This window comes from Bacillus sp. AFS053548, from assembly GCF_002575105.1.
Lineage (GTDB): Bacteria > Bacillota > Bacilli > Bacillales > Bacillaceae_G > Gottfriedia.
Genome location: NZ_NUHI01000012.1, coordinates 94617 through 110956, shown reverse-complemented (window position 1 = coordinate 110956; position 16340 = coordinate 94617). Strand labels below are relative to the sequence as shown.

The window sequence follows — 16340 nt, the reverse complement described above, 5'->3', positions numbered from 1 at the left end:
CGAAAAGTGGAAGGCGTTTGCTCAGCCCCGACAAGCATAAGAACAATAACGGAAAAAGTTTGGTTTTTAACTTTTACCGTTATTGGGCTTATGACCTCGAGGGGCTAACGCCTGGAACTAGACAATATATTATATATCTAAAAAAGGGAAGTCAAAGTCAGGGTAGCCTTGGCTTTGACTTTTTCTTTTTCTTTTAGAAATGCACAGGATGTGTTAAAATATTCTTTATGTGAAAGGAGCGGATTGTAATACTATGAGTAAACGTGATTACTATGATGTGCTTGGTGTTAGTAAAAGTGCATCACAAGATGAAATAAAAAAATCGTTTCGTAAATTAGCAAAAACATATCATCCGGACGTTAATAAGGATCCTGATGCACCTGAGAAGTTTAAAGAGGTGCAAGAAGCATACGAAAATTTATCAGATGATCAAAAACGTGCTCATTATGATCAGTTTGGTCATACAGATCCAAACCAAGGTTTCGGCGGTGGCGGATTTGGCGGCGGCGGATTCGGTGGATTTGAAGATATTTTCAGTCAGTTTTTTGGTGGTGGCGGTGGACGTCGTCGTGACCCGAACGCACCAAGAGCAGGGGCTGATCTACAATATACAATGACAATTCAGTTTGAAGAAGCAGCATTTGGAATGGAAAAAGAAATTGAAATTCCAACTGAAGAAACATGTCATACATGTAGTGGATCAGGTGCGAAACCTGGTACATCAAAAGAAACATGTAATCATTGTCAAGGATCAGGACAAATGAGTGTTGAACAAAATACTCCATTTGGACGAATTGTGAACCGTACGACATGTTCACACTGTCAAGGTACAGGTCAGATTATTAAAGATAAATGTAATACTTGTCATGGTGCTGGCCGAGTGAAAACTCGTAAGAAAATGATGGTTAAAGTACCAGCTGGTATCGATGATGGACAACAAATTCGACTTTCAGGTCAAGGAGAACCAGGTAAAAATGGTGGTCCTGCTGGAGATTTATATATTGCATTCCATGTTCGTGAACATGAATTCTTTGAACGTGACGGAAATGACGTTTACTGCGAGCTTCCATTAACATTTGCACAAGCTGCATTAGGTGATGAAGTTGAAGTTCCTACATTACATGGTAAAGTTAAAACGAAAATTCCTGCTGGAACGCAAACTGGTACTAGAATGCGTTTAAAAGGTAAAGGAATCAAAGATGTGCGTGGATATGGTCAAGGTGATCAGCACGTAATCGTAAAAGTTATCACACCAACAAAACTAACAAGCCGTCAAAAAGAATTGCTTGAGGAGTTTTACAATATTGGCAAAGGTCAAAAAGACGACAAACACGATTCTTTCTTTACAAAGTTAAAGCGTGCAGTTAAGAATTTTGGCGAACAATAAGGAAGTTATTAATTCAGTACGTTAGTTAAGGTAAAAAGTGGAAACACTAAAATAGAAGAAGTAATTTAAATGGCACCCTCTAATTCTGACTATGAATAGAGGGTATTGCCAAGTAAAGAAGAGAGTATGAATGGAGTTGGTAGTTTATGAAATGGTCAGAATTAAGTATTCACACTACACAGGATGCGGTTGAACCGATTTCTAACATTTTACACGAAGCTGGTGCAAGTGGTGTTGTCATAGAGGATGTGTTTGATTTGACGAAGGAGCGAGCACAGGTTTACGGTGAAATCTACCAACTTAACCCAAAAGATTATCCAGAGGAAGGTGTAATCGTCAAAGCATACCTTCCTGTGAATAGTTTTTTAAACGATACGATCGATGGTATAAAAGAAGCAATTAATAATTTAATTTCATATGATATTGATTTAGGAAAAAATACATTTGCTGTGCATGAAGTAAACGAAGAAGATTGGGCGACTGCATGGAAAAAATATTATCATCCAATTTCAATCTCAGATCGATTTACAATTGTACCTTCTTGGGAAGAGTATGAAGTCAAATCATCAGACGAATTAATTATCGAATTAGATCCAGGAATGGCGTTTGGTACTGGTACTCATCCTACAACTGTTATGTGTATTCGTGCACTTGAGAAAGTTGTAAAATCAACTGACCGTGTAATCGATGTAGGTACTGGTTCAGGAGTATTAAGTATTGCAGCTGCTAAACTTGGCTCTACAAATATAGAAGCTTATGACTTAGACGATGTAGCTGTTAGAAGTGCTAGAGAAAACGTTGTATTAAACAAAGTTGACGATGTTATAAAAGTTGGACAAGGTAACTTACTACAAGGTATTGAAGGTCCGTTCCAAGTAGTAGTTGCAAACTTACTTGCTGAAATTATTCTTCGTTTCGTAGACGATGTGTTTAATGTTTTAGAACCAGGTGGAGCATTTATTTCTTCAGGAATTATTGGTGCTAAACAAGCAGACATCGAAAATGAGCTTAAACGAGTTGGTTTTGAAGTGAAGGAAGTATTACATTTAGAGGACTGGGTTGCAATTATTGCAAAAAAGCCAGAACAAGGAATGTAATATGCAAAGATATTTTATAGAAGAAACGCAGCTTCAAAATGATCTTGTTACAATAACTGGTGATGATGCTCATCATATCGCAAATGTTATGCGAATGAAGCTAGATCAAGAAATCATTTGTACAGTGCCAGGTTCTTCAACTGTTCGTTGTACACTTACAAATATTTCTAGTGAACAAATAACTGCGGCTGTTGTAGAATATGTTGAGAATACAAATGAACTGCCAATATCAATTACGATTGCTAGTGGACTACCAAAAGGTGATAAACTAGAGTTAATCATACAAAAAGGTACGGAGCTTGGTGCTTCTGGTTTTTTACCTTTTGCTGCAGCTAGATCAATTGTTAAATTAGATGATAAAAAAGCTGGTAAAAAGGTTGATAGATGGCAAAAAATTGCAAAAGAAGCGGCTGAACAATCATACCGATTTATTGTACCAACCGTGGAACAGCCAGCATCTTTTCAACAATTACTTAACTCAATACAGTATTATGATGCGTGTATTGTTGCATATGAAGAAAGTGCAAAAACAGGAGAATCAGCAGGACTTGTTCAGACATTCCAGTCATTAAAGGAAGGCTCACGATTATTAGTAGTTTTCGGACCAGAAGGTGGTTTGTCAGATAAAGAAGTTGATCAGCTAGAAGAAAAAGGTGCTAAGCTATGTGGACTTGGACCAAGAATTCTGCGAACAGAAACAGCACCATTTTATGTTTTAGCTGCTGCCTCCTTTCATTTTGAATTAATGGGGTGAAGAAATGCCACAAGTAGCTTTTCATACGTTAGGCTGTAAAGTTAACCATTACGAAACAGAAGCAATATGGCAACTGTTTAAAGCAGCTGGCTATGAACGTACAGAATACGAAACGAAAGCTGATGTTTATGTAATTAATACTTGTACAGTTACAAATACAGGTGACAAAAAAAGTAGACAAGTAATCCGTCGTGCCGTGCGCAAAAATCCAGATGCAGTAATTTGTGTAACTGGATGTTATGCACAAACATCTCCAGCCGAAATCATGGCAATTCCTGGGGTGGATATCGTTGTTGGTACACAGGACCGTACTAAAATGTTGGATTATATCGAGCAATATCGAGTAGAGCGTCAACCAATTAATGGCGTAGGAAATATTATGAAAGCACGAGTTTATGAAGAGTTAGATGTACCTGCTTTTACTGACCGTACACGTGCTTCTTTAAAAATTCAAGAAGGTTGTAATAACTTCTGTACGTTTTGTATTATTCCATGGGCACGTGGTTTAATGCGTTCTCGTGATCCAAAAGAAGTTGTAAAACAAGCTACTCAATTAGTTGAATCAGGCTATAAGGAAATTGTTTTAACTGGTATTCACACAGGTGGATACGGTCAAGACATGAAAGATTACAACTTAGCAATGTTATTAAAAGATTTAGAAACAGTTGAAGGATTAAAACGTGTTCGTATTTCTTCAATTGAAGCTAGTCAAATTACAGATGAAGTTATTGAAGTTCTTCGTCATTCAAATATTGTAGTTCGTCACTTACACGTACCATTACAATCGGGGTCAGATACTGTCCTTAAACGTATGCGTCGAAAATATACAATGGCTGAATTTGCTGAAAGAATTGAAAAACTACGCGAAGTATTACCAAACTGTTCAATTACATCTGATGTAATCGTAGGTTTCCCAGGTGAATCTGAAGAAGAGTTCATGGAAACGTACAATTTCATTCGAGATAATAAATTCTCTGAATTACATGTATTCCCATACTCTAAGCGCACAGGTACACCAGCTGCACGTATGGAAGATCAAGTTGACGAAGAAATTAAAAATGAACGTGTACACCGTTTAATTGAATTATCAAATCAGCTTGCAAAAGAATACGCATCAATGTTTGATGGAGATGTTCTAGAAGTTATCCCAGAAGAAAAGTATACTGAAGATGGCGCAGATGGACTATTAATAGGTTACACAGACAATTATCTAAAAGTCGTTTTCCAAGGAACAGAAGACATGATCGGTAAAATTGTAAAAGTTAAAATCGCTAAAGCTGGTTATCCAGTTAATAAAGGTGAATTTGTCCGAGTATTAGAAGATGTAGTTGTTAACTAAGGATAAAATAAATAAAAGGATAGATAATCTAGAATTCATCTGGATTATCTATCCCTTTTTATTTTACTTGTTGTTATTTGTCATTTGATAAGAAATTATAAATGTTAGCTTCACCAGAACCAAAAAGTGGATCTTGTCCTTTTTTACCATAATCAAGAGCAGTTTGTCTGATTGCTGCCGCTACCTGAGAAGGTGAATATTCAGGATGATCTGCTTTAATTACACCCGCAATACCTGCAACTTTTGGTGCTGCCATAGAAGTTCCATGTAGATATGAATAGCCATGCCATTTTCCATCACTAAATTGTGTTGTTGCATTTGTACCATTTGGATTAGCTGAATTTACACCTACTGGATATGTAGGATAAGTAGACAAAGTACGATATGTATAATCACGTTTATTTAAAAAGTTTCCTGTTGGATTTTGACGATATAAACCATCGTATACAGGCCCGTTATCTCCACCAGGTGCAGCTACATCGATTACACTTCCATAATTTGAGTAGAATGCAATACTGTCTTTTGACCATTGATTAGATGAAGAAACTGTAATTACACCTGGGATTTGTGCAGGAACAACACGTGAAGGTCCCTTAATATCTAAACCGTAAGTAGTTTTCCAATAATCTTGCATATCGTGTATATTGTTAAAATCTCTGGAGTCATTCCCCGCAGATACAACGACCGTTACACCTTTTTTAATTGCATATTGAATCGCTCTGTGATATGCCACCATTGAAGCTGACTCACCTTTTTCATCTAAGTTATGAGCCATCCAGCGCCATCCACCGATCGACATATTAATTACTTCTACTCCATCGTTTGCAGCTGAAACAATAGCATCTGTTATCCATGACTGTTCTGCTCCACCAGTTGCACCGAAAACTCGATAAGCTCGAACTGTTAACTCAGGTCCAACGCCCTTAACTTTTCCATTTGCTGCAATTGAGCCAGCAACGTGAGTTCCATGACCATTTTTATCCCATGCATCTGTCGTTCCAGGGACAAATGTTTTTGATCCAGCAAGATCTGCATTAGCCTTCAAATCTGGGTGACTAAAGTCGATTCCTGTATCGATTACAGCTACGACCGTTTTATGATTTCCTTTATTAATATTATAGGAATCTCCATTATGAGTTAAATTCTGCATGTCCCATTGTTTATCCCAGTAGGAGTTAGCATTTGCATCAAGTGTTACTTTTTCACCATTCGGTGTTCCAGGAGTAAACTCAATTTTATCGTCAGGGTCAGCTTCCAAGTATGCTTGAAGCTCTTTTCCAGCCGATTGAATGCTAGTATCTTTTTTAATATTAGTTAAAAATTCACCATTAGATGATGAAACCTCAACAATTCCTACTTCTGAAATAATTCGTTCAACAGAACCTCCAGCTTTTGAAATTGTATCTGAGAAATTGCTTGGTAAATTTCCTTTATAAGCTAAAATATAATGTAGCTCCTCAGGTGCAGCTTTTGCTTGTTTGGATTGTGTACCAATAAGTAATGAAAATGATAAAACAGAACAAATCGATAGGGCAGCAATTCTTTTTTTCATGAAATCTCTCCAATTTGTATTATTTACGTATACACGTATTTAATCAAATTTTAATAAAACTCCCTATAAAAACTTGTCGAAATATGAAGAAAAAAATACGAAATTTTTTAACAATTTATCGGGGAATAAATCGATAAGGGTATTCTAACTATACAAAGGGGAGAGAAATGAGAAACAACAAGATCTAAACTTTGAAATGGATGTAATAATTCCCTCAAACTACCTGTAATTTAAAATTTATATCGATACACAATATAAATACAGAGGTGAAATAATAATGTCAAAAGATAATCAATCAAGAAAAACTGATGACAATCATATCCACGTTGCAACCAACTCATACTTGGACACGAGCAAAAACGATTCTAATAAAATTAATTATGACGAAGGTGGTAGTCCATACTTAGATACTAGTGAAGACGCATCTTCAGCAGCCAACACAAGACGAGGAGCTCCATATTTAAATACTTAACGGTGAGAGGAATGGGGGAAAGATGAAAAAATCTTTCCCTATACCCTTTTTACCTATCTCTTTGTTGCTGTCCTATTAATATCTTCAACCTCAATTAATGGCTTATGATAACCAGCTTTTGCAATATTGATCATTGATCGACCAATTTGTTCTGAAGTTGTTATTGAGTTTGGAAAGACTTTTTTTAGCATTGGATAAATAGGTTTCGTTATGTTATAGCCGTATTGGTATAGTTTAGTTTTTGATTTTATATCTTTATGTGGAATAATTGCACCTGGCCGAAACATGTATGCAGCTTTAAACGGTAATTTTAACAAGTCATTTTCTGTTTTTCCCTTCACTCTAGCCCACATTGTACGACCTTTCTCAGTACTATCGGTACCTGATCCAGTGACATAAAAGAAAGTCATTTGAGGATTCAATATTGATAAAGTACGTGCGATGGATAGGGTAAGGTCATATGTAATCTTACGATAATCTTCCTCTGTCATTCTAAATGATGAAACACCTAAACAAAAAAAACATGCATCAAATCCTGATAATTGGCTTTCAATTGGAGATAAATCAAGCAGATTAGAATGCTTAATTTCATAGAATTTTTCATGTTGAATCCCTGTAATACTACGACCAATTGAGTAAATCGAACTAACAGAAGGATCTTGTAAGCATTCTCTTAATACACTTTGACCAACCATTCCAGTTGCTCCAAAAAGTAAAACCTTCATAATGTAACCCCCATAAGTTATTTTCACCGCTTTAATCTCATGGGCAAATAATAAATGATAAATCATTTTTAAGCAATTTAAAAAATTTTTTCAACAGCGTAAAGAGCTAATCAAGTCAACTGATTAGCTCTTCTTTATGACATATTTACAGACTCTTTCTTACTAAAAAATTGGATTGTAAAACCAAGAATAATAATCACAATAGAAAATAATAAACTCAACCAGATGCTTTGAAATTCACCTACATACGGCTGAACAATATAAGAAAGTATGATACTGATTACAATACTAATTGGAATGTAATTACCGACTTTACCCTTACTAAAGACAATAACTAAAATTGGAAATAACAATGCAGAATATACATTTCCTGAGTAAAATAATAGTTCAATAATTTTTTTTGATTGAATAATTGTAGCGAAAAAGATGATCGCCCCAATCATCACGGATAGAAGATAAGCAAGTTTGATTTTTTTTTGATCATTTTTTATCGAGTGGAATGGCTCGATTATATTGATAATGATTAAACTAGCAAGCGAATGTAAAACCGCACCAAATGTTGAAGTAATCGCATTAAATGCACATAAAACAAAAAGTATGAAAAAGAATGGTGTTGTAATTTTATTTGCTAAACCAACTAAAATTGATTGAATATCTGTAAATCCACCTGTAAATATAACAATAATAAAAAGACATGAAAATGAAAGTGGGAAAATACACCATATTAACCCGGATATTGAGAATGTTAAAGGAAGTTTTTTCGATTCAATCATAAATAATCGGTGCCATGAAGTAATGTCAAAGAAAAACTGACCAAATCCTACTAATAAGCCTGAAAATAAAAAACCCCATAAATCGTAATGATCAATGACTAGCATGTATGGATGGTATAATTTAATCCCATCATATACGGGTTGAACGCCTTCTTTTACGAAAAAATACAACGGAATTAAAATTGCCGCTGCAAACATTGTAATGACTTGGAATCCAGCTAATCCATGTATCATCTTTAATCCACCAAAACCTGCAAAAAGTACACAAAAGCTTATAAAAATGATTATTTCTATGTACAACGGTAAATTAAAAAGAAAATGAAATAGCGTAGATGCAGTCATCGACTGTATATATAATATATGTAAACTAGTTAATATTAAAATACAAATCATAATCCAATAACCAAGTGGATGTAGTTTCTTCTTCAAATAATCTCCAATTGTTAAACCATCAGGGTACTCTTGTCGCACCTTTTTCCCGATAAAACTAAATACAAATAATGCAATCGCACCTAAAAATGCATATCCGATTCCACCAAATACGCCATATTTAATCATTGATTCTGGCGAAGATAATATCGTAGTTCCTGTTACCCAACGTGCCAAGAGAGAAATAATTCCCATTCCCATTCCAATTTGAATAGGACCTTGTACGTATTCTCTAAATGAACGTGAATTCACTGTTTATTTTCCTTTCTCACGATACTCTTTTGGAGTAATGCCCTCAATTTTGCGGAATAAAGTACTAAAGTAATGCTGACTATTAAAGCCTGAGTTTTCTGCTACATCGGATATGTTCCAATTTGGATTATTTGTTAAATATCGCTTAGCTGCTTTTATTCTATAGTCTATTAAATATTCTGAAAACGACACACCGACTTCTTCGTGAAATTTTCTACTTAAATAAGTATGATTCGTGTGAACTTCTCGAGCAACGTCAGAAAGAGAAAGTTTTTCAGCGAAATGATCATGAATATATAAAAGAGTTTGATGTATTAAACTTGAATATTGGTTTGATGTATCGGTATCACTATATTTAGATAAAACTTTATATAATTCACTTTCTATAATTGGCTTAGTTAAATAATCTAGAACGCCGATTCGGATTGACTGTTGAGCATAATCAAAACTTTGATATGCTGTAACCATAATAATATCTACGTCTTTATTTAGTGTTCTAAGCTCTTCACCAAACTCTAGTCCTGACCGTCCAGGAAGATTGATATCTAGAAACGCAATATTAATTTTATGATTTTGATTAATTGTGATTGCTTGGCATGCATCAGCAGCTTTAAAGAACTTCCATAATGGAAACATATTTTTTATCAAATATTCCATCTGTTCAAGCTCTAATGGTTCATCATCTACTAATAATACATTCACTTTATTTTCCCTCCTTTACTCTCATATATAAGTGGCCAAACGACTTTAACATTTGTTCCTGATTCATTTGAAGTAATCAGTACATGTCCACTATTACCAAAATATAGTTGTAATCTCTTTTTTATATTGTCTAATCCATGGCCTTCTTGATTGGAAAAAGAATTAGTCATTCCCATTAAACCATTATCAATTACTTCTAAACAGACTAGCTCGGAATCTTGATAAAATCGAATATTCAGTAAAGCCTCTCCAACTTTTTTTTCTAAACCATGTTTAAATGAATTTTCTACTAAAGTTTGCAAAATAAAAGGGGGAACTAGCGCATTATATAAATCTTTTGGACAATCTAACTGAGTTTTAAGTCGCTCACCAAACCGTAGATTTTGAATGTCTAAATAATATTGAGTATATTGTATTTCTTGATTTAACGGAATTAAGGGCTCAGATGATTTATATTTAAATTTTAAAAATTGAGAGAACGTTTCTAGGGCTCGGATTAATTCCGAAGTTCGATTTAAACGCGCTAAGCTTAATATGACATTAAGTGTATTAAATAAAAAGTGCGGTTGAATTTGCTGATTTAATTTATTGTATTGAGCTTCTTGTAATGCATGTTCTAACCGAATTTCTCTATTTTTATTTTCAAGTAAGTCAATTCTTTTTTCAAAGATAAACAAAAATAATAAAGCAATAGCTCCCATAATAGGAGCTAAAATAAATAGCATAATTAGTAAAGTAAATCCCTCGTAACTAAGCATGAAGAACCTCAAATAGTTTTTTTGATAATATTTTTAATTTTTTCGAAAACTTTGTTTATAAAGTGTTGCTCCAATGGAATGGAATGAAAGCTGAGCACCCCCCGTTGGAGCTTCTTAGAGGAGTCGCTAGCCTTCGTGCATTTTCCATAGGAGCCTTAGAACATTTTGATTCAAACAACATTCGATTTATCATCGAATTTTATAAGCATTTAATGTTTTTAATAGAAGTAGAATTTCTACATGGCAATATCAATTCTCTTCTTTTCCTTCACTTCATGCCTATAAGAATACTATTTAATTAATTATGTGACAAGCAACTTGATGATTTTGCTCGGATATTTTTAATTCAGGCGCTTGTGTTTTACAAATATCAATCGCGAAAGGGCATCTTGTGTGAAAACGACAGCCGCTTGGAGGATTGATTGGAGAAGGTACATCTCCTGTTAATATGATTCTTTCTCTTTGATGTACCGGGTTTGGTACTGGAATAGCAGATAATAGGGCACGTGTATAAGGATGTTGCGGATTTTCGAATATAGATTTTTTATCAGCAATCTCAACAATTTTTCCTAAATACATTACCATTACTCGGTCAGAAATATGTCTTACTACACCTAAATCATGTGAGATAAAAAGAAAGGTAAGTGAGAATTTTTTCTGTAACGATTTTAATAAGTTTAATACTTGAGCTTGGATTGAAACATCTAGAGCAGAAACTGCTTCATCACAAATAATTAGTTTTGGATCAACAGCAAGTGCACGTGCAATTCCGACACGCTGACGTTGACCACCACTAAATTCATGAGGATAACGCTCCATTGCTTCTGGTCTTAACCCAACATGTCCTAATAATTCCTCAATTCTAGCTTTACGTTCTTCTTTTGGAACGACATTTTGAATGGCTAATGCTTCACCTAAAATTTGTCCAATTGTTTGTCTAGGGTTAAGTGAGGCAAACGGATCTTGGAAGATTACTTGTAGATCCTTTCTTATTTTACGCATTTCTTTTTTTCCTAAGCTTAATAAATCTTTTTCCTTAAAGTGAATGCTTCCACTTGTAGGCTCGTCTAATCTTAGAATGGCTCTACCAGTAGTAGACTTACCACAGCCAGATTCTCCAACTATACTTAAAGTTTCTCCTTCGTAAATATGGAAGCTAATATCGTCTACAGCTTTTACGTGATTAACAGTTCTTCCTAAAACGCCACCTTTAATTGGAAAGTATTGTTTTAAATGATCTACATTAAGTAGTATTTTTTTATCCACTAGTTGTAATGCCATTATTCAATCCCTACTTTCTCTTTGATGGTATGATCTGTTTCCCATTGTGATGTGTACATCCAACAACTGACTTCAGTACTTTTGTCGAGTGTTTGTAAATCTGGTAATGATTCATGACACATTGGCTTTGCATGTGCACAGCGCGGTGCAAAACTACAGCCTTTAGGCATATTGTATGGACTAGGTACAGTACCAGGAATTGTTGTTAATTCATCTTGATCCATATCAAGACGTGGAAGAGAGTTTAATAACCCGATTGTGTATGGGTGCTTAGGGTTATTATAAAGTTCTTTTGCTGATGTATATTCAACTATTCTTCCAGCGTACATGACAGCCACTCGATCGCAAGTCTCATAAACGACGCCTAAATCATGCGTGATTAATATTACGGCTGTACCTAAATCTTTTTGGAGTGATTTAATTAATTCCAGAATTTGCGCTTGAATTGTCACATCAAGAGCGGTAGTCGGTTCATCTGCGATTAGCACTTCTGGATGACAAGCAAGTGCCATTGCGATCATAACCCTTTGTCTCATTCCACCACTAAGTTCATGTGGTTCTTGCTTTGCACGTTTTTCAGGAGAAGGGATCCCTACAAGTCGCAGCATTTCAACTGCTTTATCCCAAGCTTCCTTTTTGTTTAATTTTTGGTGAAGACGAATCGCTTCTGCAATTTGTTCGCCAGCTGAATAAACAGGGTTTAAAGATGTCATTGGCTCTTGAAAGATCATTGAAATTTCATTACCTCGAATGGAACGCATTTGCTTTTCAGTTTTTGCTAGTAAATCTTCACCTTTAAAAAGAATACTACCACCAGTTATTTTTCCTGGAGGAGAGGGGATTAATCGTAAAAGGGATAATGATGTAATACTTTTACCACTTCCAGATTCTCCTACTATTCCAAGTGTTTCACCTTTTTTTAATTTAAAGCTAATTCCATTAACTGCTTTACTTACTCCTTCATCTGTATAAAAGTAGGTTTGTAGATTTTTAACCTCAAGAATTGTTTCATCAAATTGTTTTTTCATAGTAGTACCTCCTTAATTCAAGTCAACTCGTTTATTAAAGTAACGGTAGAGAATATCAACAGCTAGATTCATAAATACAAAGATAACCGAAGCGATTAATACGCCACCTTGAACCATAGGTAAATCTCTTGTTCTAATTGCATCAACAATTAATCTACCAAGTCCATTAATTGCAAAAACTGACTCTGTTAAAACGGTACCACCAAGTAATGCACCAAACTGTAGACCAACAACAGTAATAACTGGTATTAATGCATTTTTCAGACCATGTTTGTAAATAATGATATGTTCCTTTAAACCTTTTGCTCTTGCTGTACGCATATAGTCTTGACGAACAACTTCTAACATACTTGATCTAGTCATTCTAGCTACAATTGCAGCACCACCTGCACCTAAAGTTAATGCTGGTAGTACCATATGTTTAAACGTTCCCCAACCGGCAACTGGAAATATATGAAGATTAACTGAAAAGAAGTAGATCAACATTAAACCAAACCAGAAACTTGGTAAAGAGATTCCTAGTAAAGCGACAATCATAATTGAAATATCAGCTGCAGAGTATTGTTTAGTTGCTGATATAATTCCTGCTAGCATACCAAGTACGACTGTAATGAAAATACTAGCCAGTGCAAGTTCAATTGTAATTGGCAAACGAATCATAATCTCATCTAATACCGGCCGATTATTTCGTAGCGATTCGCCAAAATCACCTTGAAGTACATGGTATACATAATCTAAATACTGAATAACGACTGGGCGATCAAGTCCAAGTTGATGACGAATCATTTCGATTGTTTGTTTCGTAGCACCTTCACCAGCAAGTAGAGTTGCTGGATCTCCAGGAACCATTTGCATAATTAAAAAAACGACTAAACTTACACCAAGTAGAACTGGAATAGTTTGTATAATTCTTCTGACAATAAATAGAAACATTTACTTTCCTCCTTATTTTTTCATTCTTGGATCAAGAGCATCTCTTAGTCCATCTCCGAAAATATTAAATCCTAATACAAGTGTTGAAATCGCAATACCCGGAAATAAGGCAATGTGAGGTGCTGTAAATAAGTAATCACGTCCACTGCTTAACATCGCTCCCCATTCTGGTGAAGGAGGCTGAGCACCTAATCCTAGATATGATAAGCCTGCTGCTGAAAGAATAGCTGTAGCCAGTTTTAACGTAGCTTGGACAATGATTGGTGAAAGAATATTCGGAAAAATATGTTTGAAAATAATTGTTGAATCAGTTGCACCTAATGCACGAATTGCGTCTATATACTCAAGTTTTCTGACAGATAACGTAGATCCTCTAACGATTCGTGCAAACGTTGGGACTGAAAAGATACCGACAGCAACCATAACATTAATTAGACTAGGACCAAGTGCACTAATAATCGCAAGTGCTAGTAAAATACCTGGAAATGCTAGTAAAACATCAACAACCCTCATAATGATCGTGTCAACCCATTTTCCGTAATAACCTGCTATCAACCCGAGCGTGATTCCGAAAATTGCTCCAAATAAGACAGATACGAAACCAACAGAAATTGAAAGTCGACTTCCATAAATGATTCTACTTAAAATATCTCTTCCTTTATCATCCGTTCCCATCCAATGTTCTAGCGATGGAGTTTGCAGTTTATTCATTAGATCAATCGCAAAAGGATCCTTCGGTGAAATGAGTGGTGCTAAAAAAGCTACTAAAATATAAAAAAGTACGATATAGGCTCCAACTAGTGCCAATTTATTTTTTTTAAACTTCTTATAAAATACTTTCCATCTTTTTAGTTTTTGAGATTCTTTTTTTTCTAATTTGATTTCATTGTTATTCAATACAATCTCTGTTTTCATTCTTTTTCCCCCTTTTCTTTGTTTAAATTTATTCAAAATTAGAATTGAAGTAAATATAATGCGGAAAAGCAGTAAAGATAATTAAAAAACGAGTAAAGATTCTGAAAATATAAAATTTTATTTTTTTTTATAATTTGATTAAGCCTACACACTCAAGAAAAATGGTGAACAAGAGAATCATAGGGAAAGTATTAAGAGGAGGAAGAAAACAATGAAGAAAAAGACAGCTGGAGTATTATTTGCATCATTATTAACAATTTCTACTGCGCTTGCAGGTTGTACATCTGACCAAACAAGCAGTAGTGCAACAGGAACAAAAGCAAAAGCAGGTGGAACTTTGGTCGTTGCTAGATTATCTGATGCGACTACATTAGATCCACATTTTATTACTGATATACCATCAGCAAACGTTGTTTATGAAAAGGTATATGAAACATTAGTTGAACCAGATAAAAATATGGAGCCACAACCTCTTTTAGCAACAGAATGGAAGCAAGTAGATAATGTGACTTGGGAGTTCAAATTACGACAAGGCGTTAAGTTCCAGGATGGATCACCATTTAATGCAGATGCAGTTAAAACAAATTTTGATCGAGTACTTGACCCAAAAACTGCATCACCTCAGGCTGGAAAATTTGAAATGATTAAAGAAGTTAAAGCGGTTGATGATTCAACTGTTCAATTTATTTTGAAATACCCATATGCTCCACTTTTATCAATTTTAATGAGTAATGAAGGAAGTATCATTAGTCCAAAATCGATTAAAGAAAACAGTGATAAAATCGGGCGAAATCCAGTTGGAACTGGTCCTTATGTATTTAAATCTTGGAAATCAGGAGAAGAAATTAAAATTGAAAAAAATAAAGATTACTGGGGAAATAAACCTAAAATTGATGGTGTAGTCTTTAAAGTAGTTCCTGAAGATGCTACAAGACTAGCAATGATTGAAACTGGTGAAGCGCATGTAACTGATCAAGTGCCTGTAACAGAAATCGAACGTATTGAAGGTTCTGACACAATGGATTTATACCGTACAGATGGACTAGCTGTAGAATATTTAAGCTTCAATACAAAGAAAAAACCTTTTAATGATGTACGTGTCCGTCAAGCGATTGCACATGCAATTGAAGTAGATTCAATTATTAAAGGTGTATATAACGATGTTGGAACAAAAGCAAATTCAACAATGAGTCCAAAAGTATTTGGATATGACCCAAATCTTAAAGGATATGACTACGATATTAATGAATCTAAAAAGCTATTAAAAGAAGCAGGAATTAAGGAAGGCCTATCATTTACGCTTACAACTAGTGATCGTAAAGAAAGAATAAATATGGCTGAAGTTATTCAATCTCAATTAAAAGGTATTGGTATTAATGTGAAAATCCAAGTTCTTGAATACGGAGCTTATATTGATGCAATTGCAAAAGGTGAACATCAAGTTTCGATTGGTGGATGGGGAAATGCCACAGGAGATGGTGACTATAACCAATTTAACTTATTTGATAGTAAATCCCAAGGTGCAGCAGGAAATAGTTCTTTCTATAGTAACCCAGAAGTTGATAAATTAATTGAATCAGCTCGTCAAGAAGCGGATAGTGAAAAACGTAAAGAACTTTATGCTCAAGCACAAGAAATTGAAAACAAAGATGTACCATATGTACCTATTCGTAACTATGAGCACTTAGCAGTTACTGCCTCATCAGTTAAAGGACTTTGGTTAAACCCAGCAAGTTATTTAATGCTTGATGATGTAACAGTGAAATAAGTAATTCAGACTGTTGACAAACGCTCGCTTTCTTCGTTGCTTCGTCTGTTGAGCGGTGCTCATTACCGTCTAAGGTAACTTAAGCTCCTCACCAGACTTCGCGCCTCGAAAGACAAGCGTTTTCAATCAGTCTGAATATCAAAATTTTAGAACTTTGTCTATAAACTGACAGCAT

General features: G+C 34.9%; 15 protein-coding genes. 6 read left to right on the top strand and 9 right to left on the bottom strand.

Going from position 1 to position 16340, the window contains the following annotated elements; translation table 11 throughout:
* Window positions 1–253 precede the first annotated feature (253 nt).
* The 4 genes from dnaJ to mtaB all read left to right on the top strand — a co-directional run bounded on the left by dnaJ (window position 254) and on the right by mtaB (window position 4577).
* Window positions 254–1387: a molecular chaperone DnaJ gene (dnaJ, locus tag CN946_RS06885; protein ID WP_098860466.1), complete on the top strand. Its 1134-nt coding sequence runs from the start codon at window positions 254–256 to the stop codon at window positions 1385–1387.
* Between the two features lie 146 nt (window positions 1388–1533).
* A complete protein-coding gene (prmA, locus tag CN946_RS06880; RefSeq protein ID WP_098860465.1) occupies window positions 1534–2484 on the top strand; it encodes a 50S ribosomal protein L11 methyltransferase in 951 nt (316 codons plus the stop codon).
* Window position 2485: 1 nt separating this feature from the next.
* The gene (locus tag CN946_RS06875; RefSeq protein WP_098860464.1) at window positions 2486–3238 is read left to right on the top strand and encodes a 16S rRNA (uracil(1498)-N(3))-methyltransferase; all 753 of its coding nucleotides are present in this window, start codon (window positions 2486–2488) and stop codon (window positions 3236–3238) included.
* Window positions 3239–3242: 4 nt separating this feature from the next.
* Window positions 3243–4577, top strand: coding sequence for a tRNA (N(6)-L-threonylcarbamoyladenosine(37)-C(2))-methylthiotransferase MtaB (mtaB, locus tag CN946_RS06870; protein ID WP_098860463.1), 1335 nt, complete (start codon window positions 3243–3245; stop codon window positions 4575–4577).
* A gap of 73 nt (window positions 4578–4650) precedes the next feature.
* Here the strand turns inward: mtaB and CN946_RS06865 are convergent, their stop codons facing one another.
* On the bottom strand, window positions 4651–6129 hold the full coding sequence (locus CN946_RS06865; RefSeq protein WP_098860462.1) for a S8 family serine peptidase: 1479 nt from the start codon (window positions 6127–6129) through the stop codon (window positions 4651–4653).
* Between the two features lie 277 nt (window positions 6130–6406).
* On the opposite strand from CN946_RS06865, the gene CN946_RS06860 reads away from it, so the two are divergent.
* Window positions 6407–6601 (top strand): hypothetical protein, encoded by a 195-nt coding sequence (locus CN946_RS06860; RefSeq protein WP_098860461.1) that lies wholly within the window; start codon window positions 6407–6409, stop codon window positions 6599–6601.
* A 53-nt stretch (window positions 6602–6654) separates the two neighbouring features.
* On the opposite strand, the gene CN946_RS06855 is transcribed toward CN946_RS06860, so the two are convergent.
* The 8 genes from CN946_RS06855 to nikC all read right to left on the bottom strand — a co-directional run bounded on the left by CN946_RS06855 (window position 6655) and on the right by nikC (window position 14397).
* Window positions 6655–7326, bottom strand: coding sequence for a Rossmann-fold NAD(P)-binding domain-containing protein (locus tag CN946_RS06855; protein ID WP_098860460.1), 672 nt, complete (start codon window positions 7324–7326; stop codon window positions 6655–6657).
* A gap of 134 nt (window positions 7327–7460) precedes the next feature.
* Window positions 7461–8780, bottom strand: coding sequence for an SLC5/6 family protein (locus CN946_RS06850; RefSeq protein WP_098860459.1), 1320 nt, complete (start codon window positions 8778–8780; stop codon window positions 7461–7463).
* Between the two features lie 3 nt (window positions 8781–8783).
* Window positions 8784–9482 carry a response regulator transcription factor gene (locus CN946_RS06845; protein WP_098860458.1) on the bottom strand — a complete coding sequence of 233 codons (699 nt, stop codon included), beginning with the start codon at window positions 9480–9482 and terminating at the stop codon, window positions 8784–8786.
* Window positions 9479–10240 carry a sensor histidine kinase gene (locus tag CN946_RS06840; protein WP_098860457.1) on the bottom strand — a complete coding sequence of 254 codons (762 nt, stop codon included), beginning with the start codon at window positions 10238–10240 and terminating at the stop codon, window positions 9479–9481. Before CN946_RS06840 ends, CN946_RS06845 begins: the two co-directional genes overlap by 4 nt.
* 294 nt (window positions 10241–10534) lie before the next feature.
* Window positions 10535–11521, bottom strand: coding sequence for an ABC transporter ATP-binding protein (locus tag CN946_RS06835; protein WP_098860456.1), 987 nt, complete (start codon window positions 11519–11521; stop codon window positions 10535–10537).
* Complete coding sequence (locus CN946_RS06830) at window positions 11521–12549, bottom strand: ABC transporter ATP-binding protein (RefSeq protein ID WP_098860455.1); 1029 nt, start codon at window positions 12547–12549, stop codon at window positions 11521–11523. Before CN946_RS06830 ends, CN946_RS06835 begins: the two co-directional genes overlap by 1 nt.
* A 12-nt stretch (window positions 12550–12561) precedes the next feature.
* On the bottom strand, window positions 12562–13482 hold the full coding sequence (locus CN946_RS06825) for an ABC transporter permease (protein ID WP_098860454.1): 921 nt from the start codon (window positions 13480–13482) through the stop codon (window positions 12562–12564).
* A gap of 12 nt (window positions 13483–13494) precedes the next feature.
* Window positions 13495–14397 (bottom strand): nickel transporter permease, encoded by a 903-nt coding sequence (gene nikC / locus CN946_RS06820; RefSeq protein ID WP_098860453.1) that lies wholly within the window; start codon window positions 14395–14397, stop codon window positions 13495–13497.
* Window positions 14398–14608: 211 nt separating this feature from the next.
* Between nikC and CN946_RS06815 the strand changes: the two genes are divergently transcribed.
* Complete coding sequence (locus CN946_RS06815) at window positions 14609–16165, top strand: glutathione ABC transporter substrate-binding protein (protein WP_098860452.1); 1557 nt, start codon at window positions 14609–14611, stop codon at window positions 16163–16165.
* Window positions 16166–16340: the final 175 nt, after the last annotated feature.